The organism is Dyadobacter sp. CY323, assembly GCF_021390245.1.
Taxonomy (GTDB): domain Bacteria; phylum Bacteroidota; class Bacteroidia; order Cytophagales; family Spirosomataceae; genus Dyadobacter.
In genome coordinates, this window is record NZ_JAJUXH010000013.1 from 221562 (window position 1) to 243025 (window position 21464).

Sequence of the window (21464 nt, forward strand, 5' to 3'; positions counted from 1 at the left end):
GTATACTCACAAATTCAAGAAAAGGGTATCGTTGACAGGCTGATTAAATTTTTCGTTCTGGAATTTCATGATGTTTTTATCCCCTCCTTTTTCAAAAAAGGTCAGCTCTTTTAGTCGTAATGTGCTTTTTGAGAAGTTCAAATTTATTTTTGAATAGATGTTCTTCAATCGTTTGCTGACAGGTGTCAAAACGACGGAGTAGTGTTCGTCACTTTCCAGACAAGTGAGGCCAAAAGCCTTGTTTTGCTGGAAATCGCCATTGACCAATCCGATCATTAACTCCTTGATTTGCGCAGCCATTCTTCCCGCCTGCCCTACGTTTTTCTCCTTTCCAGCTTCCTGAACGCGTAATCTATCACCGTTAATTAAAATCACATAGCTCGAAGGCACTTTTTGCTCCCAACGCATTTTATCTTTTTGTTTGTAATAAAAAATGCCGGAAGACCGCTCGGGTTCTTTCAAAACCGCCAGATATTTCTCTTCCGAAAATGAAGCCTGAATGGAGGAAGTGGATTGTGACGTTTTTCTGAGTTCGGCCAGCACCTTTTCCGGATTGCTGACAGGCTTGAAGGATTGAGCGGAAACGGAAGTTGAAATCAGGCAGCACAAAAGCACGATTTCTGGTCTAATTATGATCATACGGTTCTTTTTGAATGAGGTCAGACAGCGGTACGATCTTAATCCCTTTTTGAAGACAATGCTCGATCAGATCATCGAGCGCGTCGGCTGTGGGCCGCAGGTTATCGTGTAACAAAATAATGTCCCTGGCTTTTAAACGGGTAATGACGTTGTTAATAATCTGGTATTTATTCTTGGCACGCGTATCCATGCTGCGCAGCGACCATCCGATGGAATTCAATTGCAACTGAGATAAAACACCGGCATACCTCGGATTGGTTACTCCAAATGGCGGTCGAAAGAAAACCGGCGTTTTACCTATGATATCCCTGATCACTTCATTGCAATGCGCAAGGTCGTTTTTCAATTTTTGTGTTGAGAAAAAACCGATCAGATAGTGGTGGGTAAATGAATGATTTCCAACGATATGCCCCTCATCCTGAATCTGCTGCACTAAGCCAGGATATGCGGCCGCTTTTTTGCCGATCACAAAAAACGTCGCCTTGATGTTTTTTTCTCTCAACGTAGCCAGTATCCTGGGTGTGGTTTCGGGATCCGGGCCATCGTCGAAGGTCAATGCAACCGATTTCCTTTTCCCATAATTAATGGAGGTGAGAAAATAATTTGACTGGATTTTAGCTGATCCATAGGCAGTTAACGCAAGATATAGCAATGCAATCGCAGAGAGTACGTACTCGACGAAGCCCGTTTCCCAAAATACGATCCCGCTCAACGCAAAGATGGTAATCGCAATAAATGTGACGATGTTATGCTTCAACGGGCTGGACGAGTGTTAATCCTAAGTGATGAGGTACCAATGCATTATAGATCAAAATGTTCCCGACGGACTTATCATGCTGGATCCGGTCGGCGGCAATATGCAATGCGAACGCCGAAGCTGACGGATAAAGACCCGAATATGCCAGATAATCCACACATTTGCTTTTATCAATGCCAAGTTTCAAAAAAATTTCAAAATTTGACTTCGAATATCCGGCATATAAAATCAGATCTATATCAGCTGCATTCAATTCATTTTCAGCAAGGAATGAAATAATTTCAGCTTCCGTATCATCGACAAGCCCGACGGATCTGCAATCTTTAATTGCAGCGGCGCTCGTATCCGTTTTTTGATTTGATATAACAAAAAAAGAAGCTCCGGAAGTCAGGTACTGCCCATCAAAAGCTGCAAGATTTTCTGAAACCTGGGTCAGGAATTCAATGTACTCGTCCGCCGCACCTACCAGAACATGTTGCTGACCTTCCATTAACAAAAGCATCGCATCCTGTAATGCATTTTCAAAGGAAAGCGTATTCTGAGTGTGGGTCATGTTGTACCCGTGGTTACCAATGCTTAATGAAATCTGCCCCGCCATGGTATTGTGTGTGGACTGGATAAACGAAGTGGGTGGCAGCAGACCTTCTATGGTAATCGAATTGGTGAGAAACTTTTCGGTATCCTGTAAGCAGCCCAGACCTGTTCCGACAACGATGGCATCCGGCTGATCAATTCCTGCCTGGTTCAGACAATCTTTCGAGCAAGCGACAGACATTCTCAGGATTTTGCTCATTCTGCGTAATAATCCTGCGTCGATATACCCTTTATAATCCGGCGTAATTAATACGGAATCCGCCAGCAGCGGCTCGATCACACCCGAAAATCCTGCATTTTGAAATGCGGGTTGATGGGAAATGGTCGATGATGCAGAAATGTAAAACACGTACTTGCTATTAAATTTGATCGGTGAAAACCAGCGAAGAATTATTGCCGCCGAAACCAAATGAATTGGAAAGAACAGCATGCACAGAGTTCTCTGTCTGCAGGCTGGTTACTGGTTCCAGGCCGGTTTCGGCGATTGCGTTTTTATAATTCAGGTTTGGATAAATCAGGTTATGTTGAATGGACAAAACCGAGAAAACAGCTTCTATCGCCCCCGCAGCCGCCAAAGTATGTCCTGTAAAGGCTTTGGTTGAACTAAATGCAGGAATTTTGTCTCCAAATACGTTTTTTAGCGCAACCGATTCCGAAAGGTCGTTGTTTTTTGTGCCGGTACCGTGCGCATTCACGTAAGAAATCCGGTCAGGTGAAATTTCAGATTTGGCAATGGCATTCCGTATCGCCATCGTTGCACCCGTTCCTTCCGGCGAAGACGCCGTTTGGTGGTAGGCATCCGCTGCATTTGCCCAACCACTAACATAACCCAAAGTGGCGTTTCCGGACAACTGAACACTTTTTTCATTTTCCAGCAGCAGAAAAGCCGCGCCTTCACCTAAATTCAGGCCGCTCCGCGATTCGTCAAAAGGCCTGCACCATTCGTCATCGTAAATCATCAGTGACCGGAAACCATCAATGGTGAATTTGGTGAGTGCATCGGAGCCGCCGACTAAAACCCTGTCGAGCTTATTTTGCAGTAACAGCCTGGTACCGAGCATAATCGCATTTGCACCCGAGGAACAAGCCGTTGAAAGAGTATCGATGTAACCCGAAATTCCAAGTTCAGCAGCAATGCGTTCCGTGGTAGATCCACTGTCATGGGTTTTCAGCACCGCGTAATCCGGGTGCTTTTGTGAGAGGTACTCTTTGTAAAATACCTCGCTCCGGTCCATTCCACCCACAGAAGTGGAAGAAATGATTCCCGTGCGGATGGATTTTGAATGCATTGAACTTCCCCAGGCTTCCCTGGCAGCTTTTAAGCCCAGCAATGAAGTTCTTGAAATGCCCGCCGGGCCGATATTCAATTCCCTTCCAAGTTCCTCATCACACAGTTTCACTTGGCCGGCCAGTAAATCCCTACCGACGTCCAAAACCGTGAGTGGGCCAATTCCGGACCTGCTTTCCTTCAATGCGAGAAGATTTTCTTCAACCGACAATCCAATTGCGGAAACAATACCAATACCGGTTATTCGCACACCCATTGAAACAATTTTTATCAGCCTTTTCTGTTACGAATAAACTCGGCCATCGTGTTAATGGACTTGAAAGCTTCTTTTCCTTCCTCGGGCTTGGTCACCTGGATTCCGTGGTATTTTTCAAGCAAAACGATCAGTTCCAGGGCATCGATCGAATCCAGCCCCAGACCTTCATCATTGAACAAAAGTGTGTCGTCAGCGATGTCAGCCGGGGTCACCTCTTCCAGATTGAGCTGCTCTATAATCTGCTTTTTAAGATCTTCTTTTAAATTATCCATCCGTATTAATGTATTGAACGTAAAGTCATTGCGTAACTGGCCCGGTTGCGATCAGGCTTTCAAGGTTTTCCCGACTGAACTCCATCGCGTGTGAAGCTTCTTTTTCAATCAGAAAAAGAAATGCGTCGATCCGGTCCCCTAAAATTTCAAGCCACCCGCAAAGTGCTGCTTTTGAGCCTCCCGACAGGAGAATTTGTGTGTAATTGAGAAAAAAATCAGGTACGAATTTAGGTAAAACGGCAAACATATTCTCACCGTACCATTTGTTTAAAATCGCCAGTTCGCCGAGTACGATATTGGGCAATGTATACACAAAAAGCGATGGACTTGGCGAGCCGTTTTGTTCATAGGACCTGATAAACCGCAGGTCCGTGTCCGCGCTGGACGCACTATTTGCAAAAATCAGGGCCACTTCATCATCATTATAGTCTGTCAGTAGCGCCGGCGCCGCCCGTTTGATCAGCTCAGAACCGAGAAATCCGGCCTGCGCAAGCGTATCCATTTTATGAAACTTCGGATAGGCAAATTCCTGCTCTTTATATATTTGCTTGAACCACGGGTCCTGCGCTTGCTTGTCGCGGCGAGAAATGATCCCGCCATTTACAGCGCAATATTCTTGGTTCAGGTGGCAGTATGCGGTAATAAAGCTCATAAATTTCTGATAATCAAAGAAGCGTTGCCCCCGCCAAATCCGGAAGCTGTTTTCAGCACCGTTTTGAGGCTGGCTTTCCTGTTTTCAGCAATGATATTCACGGACTTTGAAGTACCTGACTGGCTGCAACCCAGACTTTTAACAAGCATTTCATTTCGTATCATCTGCATGGAAGCAGCCGTTTCGATCACACCCGCCGCACCGAGCGTATGTCCGAAATACCCTTTAAAACTGTTCATGGGAACCTGGCTAAGTCCGGTGCGATCAAACGCGATTGCTTCCATTTCGTCATTAAAAACGGTGGCAGTACCATGTGCCGAAATGAAATCAATTTCCGATGGGTCAATCTTGTTGTTCTGCAACGTTTTGGTCACACTCCTAACCAATCCTTCACCCGTGCGGGACGGCCCGGAAATGTGATTGGCATCATTGGCGCTTGTCCCGGCGAGTAATTTCAAAGGTGTTTTTTTATAAATATTTCGCTCCGAGGAAACGACAACCACGCCACAGCCTTCGCCTAATGTAATGCCATTCCGGGCTGCGTCGAAAGGCGTACAGGGTTTGTCACTAATGGCAAAAAGCGATTGAAAACCATACAAAACGAATTTTGAAATCACATCGCAGCCGATCACAATGGCGTGGTCATACAACTTCTCATTGATAAAATTGCCGGCAGCATTAATGGCGAGCACACCCGAAATACAGGCATTTGAGATCACCAGAGGCGCATTAGCAAGATGAAAGCCCGCAATAAGATTGGTCACGCAAGAGCCAAACTGATCGGTCACGTCCGTATCCAGCGCTCCCTTTGTCGAACTGAGAATGACAATGGTTCTCTCCGATCTTATAACATCTCCGTCAATGTGTTTCTCAACAGAAGTAAGTGCCTTTCCTACAAGGTATTCAAACCTTTTATCAACAGAAATACCAGCAATTTGCGAGAGATAGATATCTTCCTGATTATAGCCCGCTTTTTCAGCGAGTGTTATGCCCGACCGGTTCGCGGATAATGCATTCCAATTGTCGGAAGCAGTGCTTCCTAATGGACTGATAATGACTTCTGCACCTATATAGGTCATGCGACTGGAATATTTACCTAGACCTGATTTCGTACTTTCCACTCCTTATAAAAATCCGGCGTGATCAGTTCCAGCGTTCGCGATTCACGTTCCAGAAAAACCTGCATGGTTTTTCCTACCGCGCATATTTCACCCGTTGTAAGATTTACAACCTCATATTCAAACTGGATTTTCGCGGATTTTGCCGGAATGTACCGGGTAATGACTTTGATAACCTGACCATAGTAAACCGGCGCTTTGTGGTCGATTTCCGACTTTACGATCGGTGTGAAATACCCTTTGTCAAAAATCGTCAGATATTCGAGGCCATATGCCTTGCCAAACGCTTCACGGCCGTCTTCGAAGAATTTGAGGTAATTGCCGTGCCATACTACACCCATGGCATCTGTTTCACTAAATCGTATATCTATCTCGATCTCCGACGCAATCATACTTTTTTTATTAGGGGTTACTCGGTAACTACAATCTTCATTTCACATCCGAGCAATATACTTCCTTCCAGGAAACTTTCCCCTTTTATCATGTAAATATTTCCTAACTGATGGGTCGGCGTCACCACCGTGCGGATCGTTGCATTGACCGGCGGCAGGCCGAACACTTCAAGTCTTCCAATGGCACCGATAAACCCTGTTTTCGGTTCGCCTGCTTCCTCACGGTCCAGGTAGCCAAATGCGGCTGCGCAGGTTTGGGCGATATTTTCGATCAATCCCATCTCCTGAAAATAGCCGTTCTCAACCAGTACATTATCCTCTTCGATCCGAAAATCAGATTCAAAACGTTCCCGGCTCGCACTTAGCAGGTTATCCACCATGATAAACGGTGCCCGGTGCGGAATGTAGCCCGTGATGGTTTGCTTTGAAATGATCATCAACTGAAAAAATTGAAATAATTAAACCATTGCTCGGGATACTGCTTTACTTTCAGTTCCAGCTCTTTTACATACAATGCCGCGATTTCTTCCGGTTTCAACTTTCCGGTGATTGGTAACGTGGCACTTAAATGGTAGCTGTATGTACCATTTTTCGCGGCAAAAACAAAGGTTACCGGCGCATCGAATTTGGAAGCGATGATAAAAGGACCGTAGGGAAATTTTGCTTTTTTACCCAAAAAATCCATTTCAATAAATTTGGCACCTTCCAGGTAACGATCCGAATGAATGGCGACAAACTCGTTATTGATCAGCGCATTGCGAATGGAGATGATGTGAGAAAGATCGTTCTTTATTGCGATGACTTTAAACCGTGAGCCGCCTGTGGACATATCCATGTATTTTTTAATATTCTCTACTTCTGCGTCGAGCATCACGATGTTGATCGTCGGGGTAATGCGCCCTTTCAATAAATTTCCCGCCGTTTCCCAATTTCCTAAATGCGCACTCAATAAAATCCCCCCCCTACCTCCTTCCCGGATGTCGATCAGGTACTGCTCATTTTCGAACGTAAGGGTGAACTTTTTGTCTTTGCCAAGTAAGAAAGCGGCGCGGTCGACGAGTGTCTGGCCGAAAATAAAAAAATTCCTGCGGACCAGTTTTTTGGAAACTGAGGCAGGAAAATGGAGCGCATTCTGATAAAAATCAAGAAGTGCTTTTTTGGGTTTTGCAGCGAAAAGAAAATAGTAGAAAGTCACTATTCGCAGCAAACCGTAAGCGAAGTCCAGACCTAACGAATTGATAAAGAAAAGAAAGATTTTATACCCCGTTAAGGATCCTTTGGTTTTACCATCCCAACGGCTCATTTCCTACAATTCAAGTTTCCTGCGGACAAGCTGATAAAAATCTCCGAAGGTTGCAATTTCCTTGAAATCCTCGCCCGTGAGCTTCACGTTCAGGTTTTCTTCAATGAGCACAACCAGGTCCACGTAATCCAGGCTATCGAGGTCCAAGGTATTTCTAAGGTTATTTTCAGGAAGGATCAGATCGCGGTCCACCTCGAATTCCTCAGATAAAAAATCTCTTGTTTCTTCAACAACTTCTTCCCAACTCATTTTTACGTCGTTAGCATGCATGGCTATAAAATTAGTTTATTATCCCTGATAGTTTGACAACATTTCGAATATTTAAGAACAAAATCAACCTGCTACACAATAAAAAATACCGAAAGTCATTGCGCCTGCATCAAAAACGGAGGAGAACAAAAATACGAAATTCCCACCACTGCAGTTTGCCGGTTACGAAGTTATTCGAAGTCCAATGGGGATTAAATTTCAGACCTTCCTCAGGATCAGTGTGGAATTGGTACCGCCGAAACCAAAAGAATTAGAGAGGAAGCAATTGATGGTTTGTTCTCTGGTTTCAGGTATGATGTTAATCCTGGCTGAATCCTCATCCGGATTCTCGAAATTGATATTTGGTGCGATAAAATTGTTTTGCATCATCAGCAGCGAGTATACAATTTCGCTGGCCCCGGCCATCCAGCACTCATGTCCGGTCATGGATTTGGTTGAACTTACCGGCACCTTATCTCCAAAAACCTCAAAGATCGCCCGCGCCTCGCTGCCGTCCCCCACTGGAGTGGAAGTTGCGTGCGCATTGATGTAATCCACATCGTTGGTGCTAATTCCGGCTTGTTTGAGTGCCATTTTCAGCGAGCGGATCTGGCCTTCAATACTCGGATTGGAGATGTGATCGCCATTCGATGAAAACCCGTAACCAATCAATTCAGCCAGGATCGGAGCTCCGCGGTTTATCGCCGACTCATACGATTCCAGGATGACAGTAGCCGCCCCGCCACTCGGGATCAATCCATCCCGGTCTTTATCAAATGGCCGCGATGCTTTGGCAGGCTCGGATTCATGGACTGAAAATGTACCTAACCCATCAAAACTGGCCATCGATGCCGCATTGATCTCCTGGGCGCCGCCGCAAATGATTCGGTCCTGTAATCCCTGGCTGATCATGAGGTAGCCCATCCCGATTGAATGCGAACCCGACGCGCAGGCTGCACTTAATGTAAAATTGATGCCTTTCAACTTGAAAATCGTCGACAGGTTCATGTTTACAGTGCTGTTCATATTCTGGAAAATAGCGCCGCTTCCGATGAGGGTCGTATCGCGTTTTTCCTTTGCTTTATCAACAGCTTCTACCACGGAAGCTGCGGTACTGTCGTTGCCGTAAATGATACCGGTTTCCGATTTTTCAAGAAAATCGATATCCAGTCCAGAGTGCTCCAAAGCTGCCCGCGTGGCCATATAAGCATAAATCGCGGGCTGGTGCATGCCTACCCGCTGCCTTCTCGACAAATAATTTTTTAGGTCCGGCTCTGCCACCATTCCGGTTAATGCAGACCGAAAACCGAAGTCTTTCCGGCTCTGATCGAATATGATCCCGCTTTTGCCGGCATACAACGATTTCGTCACTTCGTCGAGGTCGGTGCCCAGACAAGAGTAAATTCCGATACCTGTTATGACGACGCGTTGGCTCATTATGAATAAATTCCTCCGTTGATATTGATCACTTCCCCGGTAATGTAAGCTGCTTTGTCGGAAACCAAAAAACTCACCAGGTGCGCTACTTCCTCAGCTTTCCCAAAACGGTTTACCGGGATCATTTGTTTCAAATCCTCCTCATTCAAATCCTTGGTCATGTCGCTTGTGATAAAACCTGGCGCGACTGCATTGACGGTAATCTTGCGTTTGGCGACTTCTTGCGCTAATGCTTTCGTAGCAGAAATAATGGCGCCTTTTGCCGCCGAATAATTCATTTGCCCTGCATTTCCTTTCATTCCCGAGATGGACGCGATATTGACAATCCGTCCCGTGCGTTTCCGGAGCATTTGCTGGATTGCATTCTGCGTCACGTTAAAAAGGCCTTTGGTGGATATGTTCATCACATCGTCCCAATCCTGTTCGGGCATCCACATAAACAAACCGTCGCGTGTAATGCCTGCATTGTTCACCAAAACGCTGATATGCTTGTCTTCGTTCTTTTCCTTCCAGTCGTTCAATGCTTCGTCCACCTCCGTTTTCGTCTGTACATTAAATGGAAGCAATTCGCCACTTCCGCCAGCCGCCTCGATTTCCGCAAGTGTTTCCTGGGCCGCAGCCTGATTTGAAGCGTAGTTTACCAGAATGTGAAGACCGTGATCTTTTGCCAGCTGCACGGCAATGGCCCTGCCGATCCCTCTCGAAGCTCCGGTTACCAATGCGCAGCTCATAACTGAAATGGGGTTTCTTTAATATACTCCAAAACGGCTGCAATACTTTCGGATTGCGGCAGATCGTCTTTCACGAAATGCGCCCGCTTTCTGATTTGATTATAAATGGATTTCGCATTCGGGGAAAGCAGTTCCTTCTCATCGCCTTCCAGCAGATCCACCGCCTGGCAGATCGCCATGATGTGAATGGACATTACCTGAAATGAATTCTCTAAAACCTGTTTTGCGATCACGGCACTATTCGTTCCCATGCTCACAATATCCTGATTATCATTGTTATTGGGAATGCTGTGCACATACACCGGGTTGGATAATGCCTGATTTTCGGCAGTCGTGGAAGTAGCCGTAAACTGTATCCCCTGAAAACCAAAGTTAAGCCCCCAGGTACCCGCATTCAGGAACGGAGGGAATTTGCCATTCAACTTGCTGTTCATCAGGAAATTGAGCTGGCGTTCCATGAGCATCGAAAGTTTGGTCAGAACGATCTTAACTTTATCCATTTCCAATGAAATGTAATCTCCGTGGAAATTGCCGCCGTGAAATACATTGTCATCTTCCGGACTTACGATCGGATTGTCATTCGTCGAATTCAGCTCATTTTCGACCACTTCCTGCGCATACAGAATCGTATCGAGGATCGGGCCGAGAATTTGAGGAACGCACCGAACGGAATAGTATTCCTGGATTTTCCGCTCGAATTCCTTCCGCTGCATTGCGGTATCATCTTTGAACAACTCTTCTCGACTGCGGATCAGCTTGCTACCCGCTACAAAATCACGCATTTGCTGGGCGATCAATTGCTGGCCGCGGTGATGTTTTACAGCGTTGAGCTCTTTGGAAAATGAATCGTCAAACGCTTCGATTACCTCATTGAGCATGGATGATGCTGCCACCGCCCACTGCAAAAGCCTTTTAGAATAGATCAGGTTGATCGCCGCCATCCCGGTCATGCAGGAAGTACCATTGATCAGCCCAAGTCCGTCTCGCAATTCCATTTTCAGGGGCGCAATGCTTTTTTCAGCCAACACCTCCGACGTTGCTTTTCTCACCCCCGTATCATACACATATCCCTCGCCAATCAGGTTTAACCCCAGATGCGAAAGCTGCACCAGATCGCCGCTGGCGCCGACGCTCCCGTGCTCGAAGATCTCGGGAACAATGCCGTTGTTTAGAAATGCGACCAATTGTTTGATCACGCCAGTACTCACGCCAGAATTTGCCTGCAAAAAGGAATTTAGCCGGGCGACCATGACACTGCGGGCATAAACTTCGTTGAGCGGCTTTCCGATCCCGCTCGAATGGCTTCGAATGAGGTTGTATTGAAGTGTGCTCAGCTTATCGGTCTCAATCCGGTATTGCGCCATCGGGCCAAAACCGGTGTTGATCCCGTATATGATTTTGTCTTTGGAAAAATTCGTTAGAAAGGCGAAAGATTTTGATACTTGATTGAGGGCTTCTTCGGCTAAGATAAATTCCTTCTTTTCAAATGCATACTGCTCGATCTGAGCTAAGGAAATTCGATTCATTTAGGAACGGCGTGTTTTAATGCTGTAAAATAAATCTTTTTTTACGGTTTTGGCAAACCATCAAACGCGCGCCGGATGCTATGAATGACATTGCCGGATCGTTTCATTTCGTTAATTTTGTCGGTCACTCTCGCTTCCCCTTTCAATGACCGGAGATTTATTAGTAAGGTTAAACAAATTCCTTTCCCGTCACAAAACAGCGTTTTTCCTTAGTCTCATCCTGCTCATTGTCGTTCTTCTTACTGGAATTTCCAGGCTGAAAGTGACTGAAAGCATTTTTGCTACCCTACCCAAAGGAAAAAGCTTTGAAGAGTTTAACCGGCTGCTCGAAAACAAGAACATCATCAATCAAATTGTTTTCTCCATTGAAATCCCAGCCGAAACATCGACTGACGACGCGCGGCTCATCGGAGAAGAGTTTTCAGACTCACTCACCAGATATACCAAAGGTTACATCCGTAACATTCAGACCGAGCGGCCCAATGTCCAGGAAGACGTTTACCAATACGTTTACGCGCATTTCCCGCAGCTAATAAGTTCGGATTATTACAAACATATAGAAACCAGAATTGCCGGCGATTCCATCCGCGGGGCTGTGAAATCAGCATATAACCAGTTGCTCACGCCAGGTGGATCGTTTTTGAAAAGGTTTGTACTCAACGATCCGCTCGGCATTACCGGACCTTTTTTCCAAAACCTGAATGCCAACAACAATTCCAATGGCATGGTCATGGACGAGGGGATCATGTTCTCGTCGGACCGCAAAAAAGTGATCGTTTTCGCCTCAACCAGCTTTGATTCAGGTAATTCGGATTCGAATGTAGAGTTGTTTAAGCTGACCGAGGCATTCAAGCATAAATGGAACAATCAGCATAAGTATAACCATTTTACGTATTTCGGCACATTTGAGATTGCAGCCCGCAATGCGATCCAGGTCAAGCAGGATTCATATGCGACATCTTTCATCGCACTTGGCGGCATTTTACTGCTGCTTTTTTTATACTACCGGAAAATCCTCATTCCGATCTACATTGTTCTTCCCGGATTGTTCGGGGCCATTTTTGCATTGGGGATCATCGGTTTTATCCGGCCTGAAATCTCCGGGATTTCACTGGCAACCGGCGCAGTAATCTTTGGCATACTGCTGGATTATGCATTTCATTTCTTCACCCACCTGCGCCATACCCGCTCCATCGAGACTGCAATCAAGGAAGTAAGTGCCCCTTTACTGACCGGAAGTTTTACTACCGTAATGGCTTTCAGTGCATTGCATTTTGCGAATTCAACAGTTTTACAAGATTTCGGGCTGTTTTCCTCACTTAGTCTGCTCGGCGCGGCTTTGTTTACACTCGTTGCATTGCCCATTATTCTTCGCTCGGCTTCTTTTGACTACAAAAAGATACCCGATAAAGAAAAGTCGTTTTCATTTCCTGTGATGCCAGCTAAATGGCGCCCGGCTGTACTCGCCACCATCGCCGTCCTGACTATTTTCTTCCTGTATTTTGCGCGATTTACCGGGTTTGATAGTGGTTTTGATAACCTGAGCATTCAGGATGGCGATTTGCAGGCGCGGGAAGAAGCGTTAACAGGCATTGATCCAAAAAACGAAAAACGGATTTATGTTTTTACCACCGATCCGAATCAGTTAAATGCACAGAAAGTAAATCATACCGTTTATAAAAAGCTGGTTTCATTGCGCGAAAATGGCTCGCTCAGCAGCTTTGTTTCCTCCGGTGCCCTGCTGATCCCCCGCGACCTGAGCCTGGAACGGACAAACCGGTGGAACAACTTCTGGAACCTGGGCCGTAAAGATTCCACATTCAAAACCATCGATAAAGCTGCCGCTGTAAATGGATTCAACCGCGATGCTTTCGATGATTTCAAGAACTGGGTAGCTGGCCGGTACCAAAGCTCGGTGTCACTTGATACCCTATTCAACGAGCTGGGAGTCAATAATTTAATTGATTCAAAACCAGCGGAAACGACTTATATTTCGACACTCATCGTTAACCAGGAAAAGCTTTCAGCCGTAAAAAAAGAGCTCCGGCAAATCAGCGGCGTCGCAATTTTTGACCGGGGCGAAATGGCCGGAGAAATGCTTTCAATGGTAAAAGACGACTTTAACTACCTGCTGCTCATTTCTGCGTCCATTGTCTTTTTTACGCTATTAATCGTCTACGGAAGGATAGAATTAACACTGTTATCCTTTTTGCCGATGGTTATCAGCTGGATCTGGATACTTGGAATTGCGGCGATTTTAGACATCAAGTTCAACTTTGTTAATGTGATTGTTACCACATTCATCTTCGGACTGGGCGACGATTTCAGCATTTTTGTGACGGATGGATTATTAAGCAAATACAAATACAAAAAAGACACGCTACGCTCCTACCAATCCGCGATTGCGTTATCTGCGGCCACCACGATCATCGGTACCGGCGTACTTTTCTTTGCCAAACATCCCGCCATCCATTCCATTTCCCTGATCAGCGTTTTAGGCATTGTTTGCATTCTGTTCATTTCCTTTGTTTTCCAGCCGATACTGTTTGATTTTTTTGTTCAAAAACGCATTGAGCGAAAAAAAGCGCCCGTGACACTATTGCCGTTCCTGATCAGCATTTCCAGTTTTACCTACTTTTTATCAGGCTGCCTTTTTCTGCATTCCAAGCTGGTCACCATTTTACTCCTGCCCATTCCGAAAACTAAAAAGCGGGAAATGATCAACAAATCGCTTTCCTTTTATGCCAAAACCGTGATTTACTCCGGTCCCCATGTCAGGAAGAATTTCTCGGGGCTGGAAAATCTGGATATGCAAAAACCGGTGATCTTTATTGCCAATCATACTTCCTTTCTGGACATTCTGCTGGCGATTATGCTGCATCCGAAGATTGTGCTCATGGTCAAAGGCTGGGTGTACAATTCACCTTTTTTCGGCCCGATCATCCGTTTTGCGGGATACGTTTATACCGATGACGGGCCGGAAGAAAATATTGAGAAAGTAAAGGCATTGGTCGCAGAAGGCTATTCGATCCTTATTTTCCCGGAAGGAACGCGTTCGGAAGATGGTAATATCACCCGTTTTCATAAAGGCGCCTTTTTCCTAGCCGAACAACTTCACCTGGACATTCAGCCGATCCTCATTCACGGGGCTTCGGATGTGTTGCCCAAAAATGATTTTTTGATCCGGCCAGGCGCTTTGAACGTACGTGTGTTGCCGCGGGTTCGCTACGCCGATGAAAAATGGGGCGCGCAACTTCGTGACAAAACAAAATCCATCGCCACGCATTTTAAAAAAGAGTATGAGGCATTTAAATACGAAATGGAAGACGTTTCGTATCTGAAACACAAGATTTTTACCAATTATGTGTTTAAAGGCCCGGTGCTGGAATGGTATTTCAAGATTAAATGGAGGCTGGAAGGCCGGAATTTCACCGAATACAATGCTTTGATCGGCGAGCGGAAAAACTTACTGGACATCGGCTGTGGGTATGGATACCTGTCCTTTTATTTACATTATAAAAATGAGGAACGGGTTATAACCGCCGTAGACTATGATGAAGAAAAGATCCTGATCGCTAAAAACAGCTACAACAAAACCTCGCACCTCCGGTTTCTTGCCCAGGATATTATGACAACGAATTTCGGAACGCAGGATGTGATTTTCTTAAATGATATTCTGCATTACCTATCGAAAGAAAAACAGCTCAATTTGCTCAAACGGTGCGCGGCTGCATTGAATCCGGGCGGAATTATTTTCATTCGTGACGGCATCACCGATCTCGAACAGAAACACCGGAATACCAAAAAGACCGAGGCGCTGTCGACCGGATTATTTTCGTTTAATAAGAAAGAAGAAGAATTTCATTTCTTTTCCTCCGCCGACATCAAAAAATTTGCCAACTCTTGTCATCTTGGTTACCAAATCCGAGAACATTCGAACAATACCTCCAACGTTCTTTTCATCTTAACAAAGGACTGAGATTTTGACAAAACCCATTTCGTAACCATTTGATTAATTCGATTTAATGCAATCTTCCGAAGAGCAAAAAGAGTATGATTTCGTGATTGTAGGAAGTGGTTTGGGCGGTCTGGCTTGCGCAGTTATCCTTTCAATGGAGGGTCACCGTGTGGTAGTTTTAGAGAAAAACCATCAGATTGGCGGCCATTTACAGGTTTACAGCCGCGATAAAAGCATTTTTGATACCGGCGTACATTACGTAGGTAGTCTGGATCCGGGCGAGAATTTGTACCAGTTTTTTAAGTATTTCGGGGTTTTGGACAAACTCAAAATCAAGCGGATGGATGAGGATCAGTTTGACATGATCCGATTTGACGACGGCAGCGAATTTGCTTATTCCCAGGGACTCGAACATTTTGAAGAGAAACTCATCTCCTATTTTCCCGCAGAAATTGATGCAATAAAAGCCTACTGCGCGAAAATCGTGCAGGTTTGCAGCAAATTTCCACTTTATAACCTGGCCATTTCGGACGAAAATTATCAGATGGACGGTGAGCTGACCGGCATGAATGCGCACGATTACATCGCTTCACTTACCGACAATGTGAGGCTGCGCAATGTACTGGCAGGCTCCAATCTTTTATATGCAGGGGTGAAAGAGAAAACGCCGTTTTACGTCCATGCGCTGATCATGAAAAGTTATCTATCCGGCGCATACAAGTTTGTGGATGGCGGCTCGCAGATTGCAATCCATCTCAGCAGGGTGATCCGGCAAAATGGCGGCGAGATTTACAAGCATAAGAAAGTGGTTTCGGCCAACTATAATGAGCGCGGCGAAGTAAGTGAGGTGGTTCTGGAAAACGGCGATACCATTCGCGGGAAGCAGTTTATTTCAAATGTCCATCCGGCCGTCACCATCGACATATTCGGCAGCGAGCGGTTTTTAAATGTATATAAAAACAGGGTTCAGAACCTGGAAAACAGCATTTCCACATTTCTGGTACACGTTACCTTTAAAGAAAAAACCTTCCCATATTTGAACTACAACATTTATCAGCACCATATCGACAATGTGTGGGACGGCGTGGATTATGATGAAAAAACCTGGCCGCAAACCTATTTCATTTGTACACCGTACATTTCAAAAACCGGCGAATATGCGGATTCTATGTCCATTATGACGTATATGAACGCGTCGGAAACGGCCAGATGGGCCGGGACATTCAGCACTGTAGCCGAGCCCGGCAAAAGAGACGCCGAATACGATCAGTTCAAAAAAGAGAAGGAACAACAGGTTATCCGTAAATTGGAAGAAGTGTTCCCGGGCATTTCAGAAAAGATCAAAGCGGTCCACAGCGCGTCTCCACTCACATTCCGCGACTACATCGGGAACCGCGACGGTTCATTATATGGTATTATGAAGGATTCCGGCTCATCGTCGAGGACTCAGATCAATACAAAAACAAAAATCTCAAACCTGCACTTAACCGGCCAGAATATTTCCATGCACGGAATTCTGGGCGTGACGGTTAGTGCATTCGTCACTTGCTTTGCCTTTGTAGATAAAGATAAACTCATTCAAAAAGTAAAAAATGCCTGATTATGCAAACCGTTGATGTTGTAGTGATCGGTGCCGGGCCAGCCGGAACTGTCGCAGCTTCTTATTTAAAAAAACAGGGATACCAGGTTACTATTCTGGAAAAAGAAAAGTTTCCCCGGTTCCAGATCGGTGAAAGTCTTCTGCCATGCTGCATGGAGCACCTGGATCAGGCCGGTCTTCTTGAAGCCGTAAAACCCTTGAATTTCCAGAGAAAAACGGGCGCTGCTTTCATGCGGGGCGAAAAACGATGTGAGTTTTTCTTTTCGGAACAATTTACAAAAGGCTGGACATGGACCTGGCAGGTCAAACGCGCAGATTTTGACAGTACCCTGGCAGAGGCCACACGTGCAAAAGGTGTCGACGTCAATTTTGAATGCGAAGTACTGGCCGTAACCTGCGGCGCTGACAGGCAGAGCCTGACCTACCGCGATATAAACGGCAACGAAAATCAGGTCGAATGCAGGTTCATCATCGATTCCAGTGGCTACGGGCGCGTTTTGCCGAGGTTATTTGATCTGAGTAAACCCTCTTCGTTCACCCCGCGAGGCGCTATATTTTCACACCTTGAAGATAAAAACCGGACTGAAAAAGCAAGCAATAATATTTTCGTCCATTCTTTCGACAACAATCAATCCTGGATCTGGGCCATTCCTTTCTCTGATGGCTCGACTTCGGTGGGTGTTGTGGGCAACAAGGAAAAAATCATGGAACTTGCTGAAAATGATGGCCTGAAATACAAAAACTTCATCCGCGAGTTCGAGGATCTGAAAGGACGTTTTACCGGTTCGCAGCTAAAATTTGAACCGCGTCATATTCTGGGATACTCAATTGGTGTGAAAAAGATGTTCGGCGAAGGCTTTGTTCTTTCAGGAAACAGTACCGAATTTCTGGACCCCATTTTCTCGTCAGGCGTCACCTTTGCGACTGCATCGGGTTTGTTATCCGCCAAAATGACCCACCGGCATCTGCAGGGTGAAAAACTGGATTGGAAAACAGAATACGAAGATGTGATCCAGAAAGGCATTGACGTTTTCAGAAGCTACGTGGCAGGATGGTATAATGGTGATTTTCAAACCATTGTATTCGCGCAGGAAATTGATGACGATATTAAAAATCAAATCTGCTCTGTTTTGGCCGGATATGTATGGGATCAAACCAATCCGTTTGTAAAAAAGCACGATACGATTCTGTCAACACTAGCGAAAGTGATCAAAATGAAGGAGCGGGCAGAGATGTAAAGTTACTTTCCCAGTAAAATAAAGCCGTGCTGCGTTCCTTTGAAATGATTATAAATGAGGATGTTTTTTGGCTGGCGATCTTGTGCATGCCTGTAAATGCAGACATCCGGAATGGATTTGCCAGCCAAAAGCTGAACCGCCAGCCAAAAAGCAAAGCTCGAAGCGGTGGGATGATCGCCCGCCAGATGCTTGAACCAGTAGCAATTACTATCAGTAAAAAAATTGACGTTCAGGTTCTTGTAGATGTGGTCAGTCCGGTTATCTCCGCTGACTCCCAGAAAAAGCGTGTCAATATCCCGGGCAGTCAGCCCGTTTCGCTCCAAGAATGCAAATATCGCTCCTTCAAGCTCACTCTCAGGCAGATAGCTGCTTTGAAATACATCTACTACTCTTGCTATGGTCCGGTCAGTTCGGCCAGATTCCATCACAAACATGGCAGATCCTTCGCCATTTACCGAGCCCGGAGAGTCGGATGACAGCAGTTCCTCAGATGAAATATCTTCGGTTTTAAATGCCCCGGCAAGCGAATCAATATTATGATTATAGTCTGAAATCTCTTCAACGCTACCAACCAGTAAGGTTTTAAGCTGATTTTCCTGTAATAAAAGTAACGCATCCAGCAATGCAGCTTCAAAAGCCAGGCCTTTGTGGACGTGTGTAATGTTGTAACCGGTGGTTTTGCTCATGAGGGCCAGATTACCTGCAATAGCATTGGGAGTGCTCTGGACGAAATTTGTCGGCGTGAGAGTACCTTCTTTGTAATCAACGATCTGGTTCAAAAAGCGCAGGCAATCTTCCAACCCACCGTTGGCAGTACCTAAAATGATCCCGTCGACAGGAGTTTTTTGAATCAAAGGCAGGCCTGCGCCCACTCCCATTCTCACCGCTTTTCCCATCCTCCGCAGCAAACCTGCGGGTATCAGCTGTCCATAATTTGGTTCGATGGCACTGTATCTTACTCCCTGGTTACGCTGAACATCCCCATCAAGAAAAGAATGATCGAATGTTCTTTGAGGCGAAATGCAGGTCGAATCGGTAATATACATGCTTAAATGACAATGATTTGATGTTTACTCCGGCTATTGCGCGTCAACAATAAATTTTCGTACCTGCAAGTCATAATCCTGCTCTTGCTTCTGCTTCTCCTGCCCGCTCCAACCTAATTCCAGAGCCATCAAACCGGTAACAACCGGCAGACATTTTAAGGTTTCATTCCAATCTGTGATTTCCAGCCGGATCCTCCTTGCAAGAAAATCCCGGGGCGTCACGGCCATTTCTGTCCGGACCGCATACACGACTTCCGCCTTTATGTACGGATAACTTGCGCACAACCGGTCTTTAAGTTCCGGATTTGTTAGTGTTAGCAAGGCAACACCTTCCGCTCTGGAACCGTATTTTTTCACTAAATGCTTGCAAATATCCTCGTCCAGCAAATATTTCCCTTTCAATGAAGTCCACAAATCGAATGAATAGTTTTCACCGCCAGCCAATATGTGATCTGCTGTTTTACAAGTGTTTACCTTTGAAAACAATTCATCCACCTGGTCTATCGTATCCTTTGCCATGAGGCGATACGTGGTCCATTTCCCACCAAGCAAACTTACCAGCCCAGAGCCCGCGTCCACCTCCACTTCATGGTCCCTGACCAGGCTTTTTGTAGATTTGGAAGGATCGGCCGCAATGAGCGGGCGTAATCCACCGAAGCCGGCTTTCAACTCACTTGTCTTGATTTTTACAGCTAAATATGGATTCAGCGTATCGGCCAAATACTCCTTTTCTTTTTGGTTCAAAGTGGCCTCGTCGTCAATTTCATTTGCTTCCGTATCCGTCGTCCCGATCATCATGGCACCCTCAAAAGGAATCGCAAACACCACCCGCCCGTCCGAAGTTTTGGGAATAAGCATGGCATATTCACTATTCAAGGTCTCGGTAGAAAGCACGATGTGAACCCCTTTACTTGGCCTGATCCGCTCGGTCAAAGTTTCATTTGCCAGCAACCGGATCTTATCTGAAAATGGACCGGTACAATTGATCATCCGTTTTGCCCTGATCTGAAAGCTGTCGCCCGTTTGCACATCACGAACCCGGGCCGCAGTCAGTTTACCCTCATTATCTTTTTCAAAACCCTCCACATCCACGTAGTTAGCAACCGCAGCGCCGCTTTCTGACGCCGATTGCACCAGTGCCAGACAGTACCGCGCATCGTCGAGCTGACCATCGTAATACAGCACACCGCTATGGAGCTTTTTCGGGTTTAAGGTCGGGATTTTTTCAAGTACCTCGTTTTTGTTGAGCCACCGGCTTTTTGGCAAAGAATCATTGATGGCAAATGCATCATACATCTGTAAACCGATCTTAAAATACAGCCCCTCAAACCAGGAATTTACGGGCGTCAGTAGTGCCAGCGGACGTGCCAGGTGCGGAGCGTTGCGTAACACAATATGCCGCTCTTCCAAACCATGCCTAACTTGCTTCAATTGCCCAAAATCCAGTTTTTTAAATGCCTGCTCAAGATACCGGACCCCGCCGTGGATCAGCTTCGTAGAGCGGGAAGAGGTCTCGGAGGCAAAATCCTTCCGATCGATCAATGCGACTTTATAACCCCTCAACGCAGCATCCAGCGCACAGCCGGCCCCACTCGCACCCGCGCCGATAATACAGATATCAAACTCTTCACTTTTTAATTTATTAATGGATGCGGGGCGGTTCATTGGCAATGGAAAGAAGAGTCTGGTTATGGTTGCTTTATGGCAAAAGTACGAAGTTGGGGCGTTAATTTTCCTTTCCGATCACAAACATGCAGGTTGCCGCATGGTACAATAATTGCATTTGAAAAACTTAGAACGTTGAAGTTCAAGAACTAAACTTTCTGATCAGTCCCAATACATCATTTAACAAAAAACAACATTTATGGGCTTATTATCGATTTTTACGGGGAAAGGTGCAAGCATTTTTAAAAAGGAAGCTGCCGCCGCTCCCACTCCTGAGGTTGAACCATTGCGTGCGAGTGCTTTACTGGCACATGTCAAATCTCTCGGTTTAAAATATAACAACCTGACTGTCAAAACATCGGGCGATACAGTCACGATTGAAGGTGAAGTGGCAAGTCAGGAAGATGCGGAAAAAATTGCGCTGGCAGTTGGAAACGTAGAAGGCGTGAAAGTTGTGGACGACCGCCTGAAAGTAGCAACTCCAGCTCCGAAAGCTACGTACCACACTGTGGAAAAAGGGGACACACTCTCCAAAATCGCCCAAACCGTTTACGGAGATATGATGAAGTACCCGATCATTTTCGAAGCAAATAAACCAATGCTAACCGATCCTGACAAGATCTATCCGGGACAGGTATTAAGGATTCCGGCGGTTTAGCTGTTAGCTGTTAGCTGTTAGCTGTTAGCTGTTAGCTGTTAGCTGTTAGCTGTTAGCTGTTAGCTGTTAGCTGTTAGCTGTTAGC

Annotated in this window: 20 protein-coding genes; 4 read left to right on the forward strand and 16 right to left on the reverse strand. The window is 45.7% G+C overall.

The genetic code is table 11. The features are described 5' to 3' along the window. Positions 1-6 precede the first annotated feature (6 nt). From LZG72_RS19605 to hutH, 14 genes are all read right to left on the reverse strand, one after another. Positions 7-639 (reverse strand): outer membrane lipoprotein carrier protein LolA, encoded by a 633-nt coding sequence (locus LZG72_RS19605; protein ID WP_233876256.1) that lies wholly within the window; start codon positions 637-639, stop codon positions 7-9. Then, positions 626-1396, reverse strand: coding sequence for a polysaccharide deacetylase family protein (locus tag LZG72_RS19610; RefSeq protein ID WP_233876257.1), 771 nt, complete (start codon positions 1394-1396; stop codon positions 626-628). Before LZG72_RS19610 ends, LZG72_RS19605 begins: the two co-directional genes overlap by 14 nt. Then, a complete protein-coding gene (locus tag LZG72_RS19615) occupies positions 1386-2339 on the reverse strand; it encodes a beta-ketoacyl synthase chain length factor (protein ID WP_233876259.1) in 954 nt (317 codons plus the stop codon). The genes LZG72_RS19610 and LZG72_RS19615 overlap by 11 nt, the downstream gene beginning before the upstream one ends. 10 nt (positions 2340-2349) lie before the next feature. Further along, positions 2350-3534 carry a beta-ketoacyl-[acyl-carrier-protein] synthase family protein gene (locus LZG72_RS19620; RefSeq protein ID WP_233876261.1) on the reverse strand — a complete coding sequence of 395 codons (1185 nt, stop codon included), beginning with the start codon at positions 3532-3534 and terminating at the stop codon, positions 2350-2352. 14 nt (positions 3535-3548) lie between these two features. Then, positions 3549-3806, reverse strand: coding sequence for a phosphopantetheine-binding protein (locus tag LZG72_RS19625; RefSeq protein ID WP_233876263.1), 258 nt, complete (start codon positions 3804-3806; stop codon positions 3549-3551). A 25-nt stretch (positions 3807-3831) separates the two neighbouring features. Beyond that, entirely contained in the window at positions 3832-4458 is a 627-nt protein-coding gene (locus LZG72_RS19630; RefSeq protein ID WP_233876265.1) for a hypothetical protein, read from the reverse strand. Further along, positions 4455-5537, reverse strand: a complete 1083-nt coding sequence (locus LZG72_RS19635; RefSeq protein WP_233876266.1) for a beta-ketoacyl synthase N-terminal-like domain-containing protein — start codon at positions 5535-5537, stop codon at positions 4455-4457. Before LZG72_RS19635 ends, LZG72_RS19630 begins: the two co-directional genes overlap by 4 nt. A 17-nt stretch (positions 5538-5554) precedes the next feature. Then, positions 5555-5968, reverse strand: a complete 414-nt coding sequence (locus LZG72_RS19640) for a thioesterase family protein (protein ID WP_233876268.1) — start codon at positions 5966-5968, stop codon at positions 5555-5557. Positions 5969-5985: 17 nt separating this feature from the next. Beyond that, positions 5986-6405, reverse strand: coding sequence for a hypothetical protein (locus LZG72_RS19645; protein ID WP_233876270.1), 420 nt, complete (start codon positions 6403-6405; stop codon positions 5986-5988). Then, entirely contained in the window at positions 6405-7271 is an 867-nt protein-coding gene (locus LZG72_RS19650) for a lipid A biosynthesis acyltransferase (protein ID WP_233876271.1), read from the reverse strand. The genes LZG72_RS19645 and LZG72_RS19650 overlap by 1 nt, the downstream gene beginning before the upstream one ends. 3 nt (positions 7272-7274) lie before the next feature. Beyond that, on the reverse strand, positions 7275-7541 hold the full coding sequence (locus LZG72_RS19655; RefSeq protein ID WP_233876273.1) for a phosphopantetheine-binding protein: 267 nt from the start codon (positions 7539-7541) through the stop codon (positions 7275-7277). A 198-nt stretch (positions 7542-7739) separates the two neighbouring features. Then, complete coding sequence (locus tag LZG72_RS19660) at positions 7740-8957, reverse strand: beta-ketoacyl synthase (protein WP_233876275.1); 1218 nt, start codon at positions 8955-8957, stop codon at positions 7740-7742. Further along, positions 8957-9688 carry a 3-oxoacyl-ACP reductase FabG gene (gene fabG, locus LZG72_RS19665; protein ID WP_233876277.1) on the reverse strand — a complete coding sequence of 244 codons (732 nt, stop codon included), beginning with the start codon at positions 9686-9688 and terminating at the stop codon, positions 8957-8959. The genes LZG72_RS19660 and fabG overlap by 1 nt, the downstream gene beginning before the upstream one ends. Continuing rightward, on the reverse strand, positions 9685-11214 hold the full coding sequence (gene hutH / locus LZG72_RS19670; protein ID WP_233876278.1) for a histidine ammonia-lyase: 1530 nt from the start codon (positions 11212-11214) through the stop codon (positions 9685-9687). The genes fabG and hutH overlap by 4 nt, the downstream gene beginning before the upstream one ends. Before the next feature lie 145 nt (positions 11215-11359). On the opposite strand from hutH, the gene LZG72_RS19675 reads away from it, so the two are divergent. Genes LZG72_RS19675 through LZG72_RS19685 form a run of 3 tightly spaced genes read left to right on the forward strand, consistent with a single transcriptional unit; the run spans position 11360 to position 18010 of the window. Then, complete coding sequence (locus LZG72_RS19675; protein ID WP_233876280.1) at positions 11360-15193, forward strand: trifunctional MMPL family transporter/lysophospholipid acyltransferase/class I SAM-dependent methyltransferase; 3834 nt, start codon at positions 11360-11362, stop codon at positions 15191-15193. Positions 15194-15239: 46 nt separating this feature from the next. Then, on the forward strand, positions 15240-16772 hold the full coding sequence (locus LZG72_RS19680; protein WP_233876282.1) for an NAD(P)/FAD-dependent oxidoreductase: 1533 nt from the start codon (positions 15240-15242) through the stop codon (positions 16770-16772). 2 nt (positions 16773-16774) lie between these two features. Then, entirely contained in the window at positions 16775-18010 is a 1236-nt protein-coding gene (locus tag LZG72_RS19685; RefSeq protein ID WP_233876284.1) for an NAD(P)/FAD-dependent oxidoreductase, read from the forward strand. A 2-nt stretch (positions 18011-18012) separates the two neighbouring features. Here LZG72_RS19685 and LZG72_RS19690 read toward each other — a convergent pair whose 3' ends face one another. Continuing rightward, complete coding sequence (locus tag LZG72_RS19690; RefSeq protein ID WP_233876286.1) at positions 18013-19056, reverse strand: beta-ketoacyl synthase chain length factor; 1044 nt, start codon at positions 19054-19056, stop codon at positions 18013-18015. A gap of 33 nt (positions 19057-19089) precedes the next feature. Further along, a complete protein-coding gene (locus LZG72_RS19695; RefSeq protein WP_233876288.1) occupies positions 19090-20721 on the reverse strand; it encodes a glycerol-3-phosphate dehydrogenase/oxidase in 1632 nt (543 codons plus the stop codon). A gap of 199 nt (positions 20722-20920) precedes the next feature. On the opposite strand from LZG72_RS19695, the gene lysM reads away from it, so the two are divergent. Beyond that, a complete protein-coding gene (gene lysM / locus LZG72_RS19700; protein WP_233876290.1) occupies positions 20921-21379 on the forward strand; it encodes a peptidoglycan-binding protein LysM in 459 nt (152 codons plus the stop codon). The last annotated feature ends 85 nt before the right edge of the window (positions 21380-21464 follow it).

What these genes read in the sequence shown, in the direction of transcription:
- lysM (WP_233876290.1), top strand. Translation starts at nt 20,921, where the DNA reads ATGGGCTTATTATCGATTTTTACGGGGAAAGGTGCAAGCATTTTTAAA.
- LZG72_RS19605 (WP_233876256.1), bottom strand. Translation starts at nt 639, where the DNA reads ATGATCATAATTAGACCAGAAATCGTGCTTTTGTGCTGCCTGATTTCA.
- LZG72_RS19675 (WP_233876280.1), top strand. Translation starts at nt 11,360, where the DNA reads ATGACCGGAGATTTATTAGTAAGGTTAAACAAATTCCTTTCCCGTCAC.
- LZG72_RS19630 (WP_233876265.1), bottom strand. Translation starts at nt 4,458, where the DNA reads ATGAGCTTTATTACCGCATACTGCCACCTGAACCAAGAATATTGCGCT.
- hutH (WP_233876278.1), bottom strand. Translation starts at nt 11,214, where the DNA reads ATGAATCGAATTTCCTTAGCTCAGATCGAGCAGTATGCATTTGAAAAG.
- LZG72_RS19655 (WP_233876273.1), bottom strand. Translation starts at nt 7,541, where the DNA reads ATGCATGCTAACGACGTAAAAATGAGTTGGGAAGAAGTTGTTGAAGAA.
- LZG72_RS19685 (WP_233876284.1), top strand. Translation starts at nt 16,775, where the DNA reads ATGCAAACCGTTGATGTTGTAGTGATCGGTGCCGGGCCAGCCGGAACT.
- LZG72_RS19625 (WP_233876263.1), bottom strand. Translation starts at nt 3,806, where the DNA reads ATGGATAATTTAAAAGAAGATCTTAAAAAGCAGATTATAGAGCAGCTC.
- LZG72_RS19620 (WP_233876261.1), bottom strand. Translation starts at nt 3,534, where the DNA reads ATGGGTGTGCGAATAACCGGTATTGGTATTGTTTCCGCAATTGGATTG.
- LZG72_RS19660 (WP_233876275.1), bottom strand. Translation starts at nt 8,957, where the DNA reads ATGAGCCAACGCGTCGTCATAACAGGTATCGGAATTTACTCTTGTCTG.
- LZG72_RS19645 (WP_233876270.1), bottom strand. Translation starts at nt 6,405, where the DNA reads ATGATCATTTCAAAGCAAACCATCACGGGCTACATTCCGCACCGGGCA.
- LZG72_RS19680 (WP_233876282.1), top strand. Translation starts at nt 15,240, where the DNA reads ATGCAATCTTCCGAAGAGCAAAAAGAGTATGATTTCGTGATTGTAGGA.
- LZG72_RS19640 (WP_233876268.1), bottom strand. Translation starts at nt 5,968, where the DNA reads ATGATTGCGTCGGAGATCGAGATAGATATACGATTTAGTGAAACAGAT.
- LZG72_RS19690 (WP_233876286.1), bottom strand. Translation starts at nt 19,056, where the DNA reads ATGTATATTACCGATTCGACCTGCATTTCGCCTCAAAGAACATTCGAT.
- fabG (WP_233876277.1), bottom strand. Translation starts at nt 9,688, where the DNA reads ATGAGCTGCGCATTGGTAACCGGAGCTTCGAGAGGGATCGGCAGGGCC.
- LZG72_RS19635 (WP_233876266.1), bottom strand. Translation starts at nt 5,537, where the DNA reads ATGACCTATATAGGTGCAGAAGTCATTATCAGTCCATTAGGAAGCACT.
- LZG72_RS19695 (WP_233876288.1), bottom strand. Translation starts at nt 20,721, where the DNA reads ATGAACCGCCCCGCATCCATTAATAAATTAAAAAGTGAAGAGTTTGAT.
- LZG72_RS19650 (WP_233876271.1), bottom strand. Translation starts at nt 7,271, where the DNA reads ATGAGCCGTTGGGATGGTAAAACCAAAGGATCCTTAACGGGGTATAAA.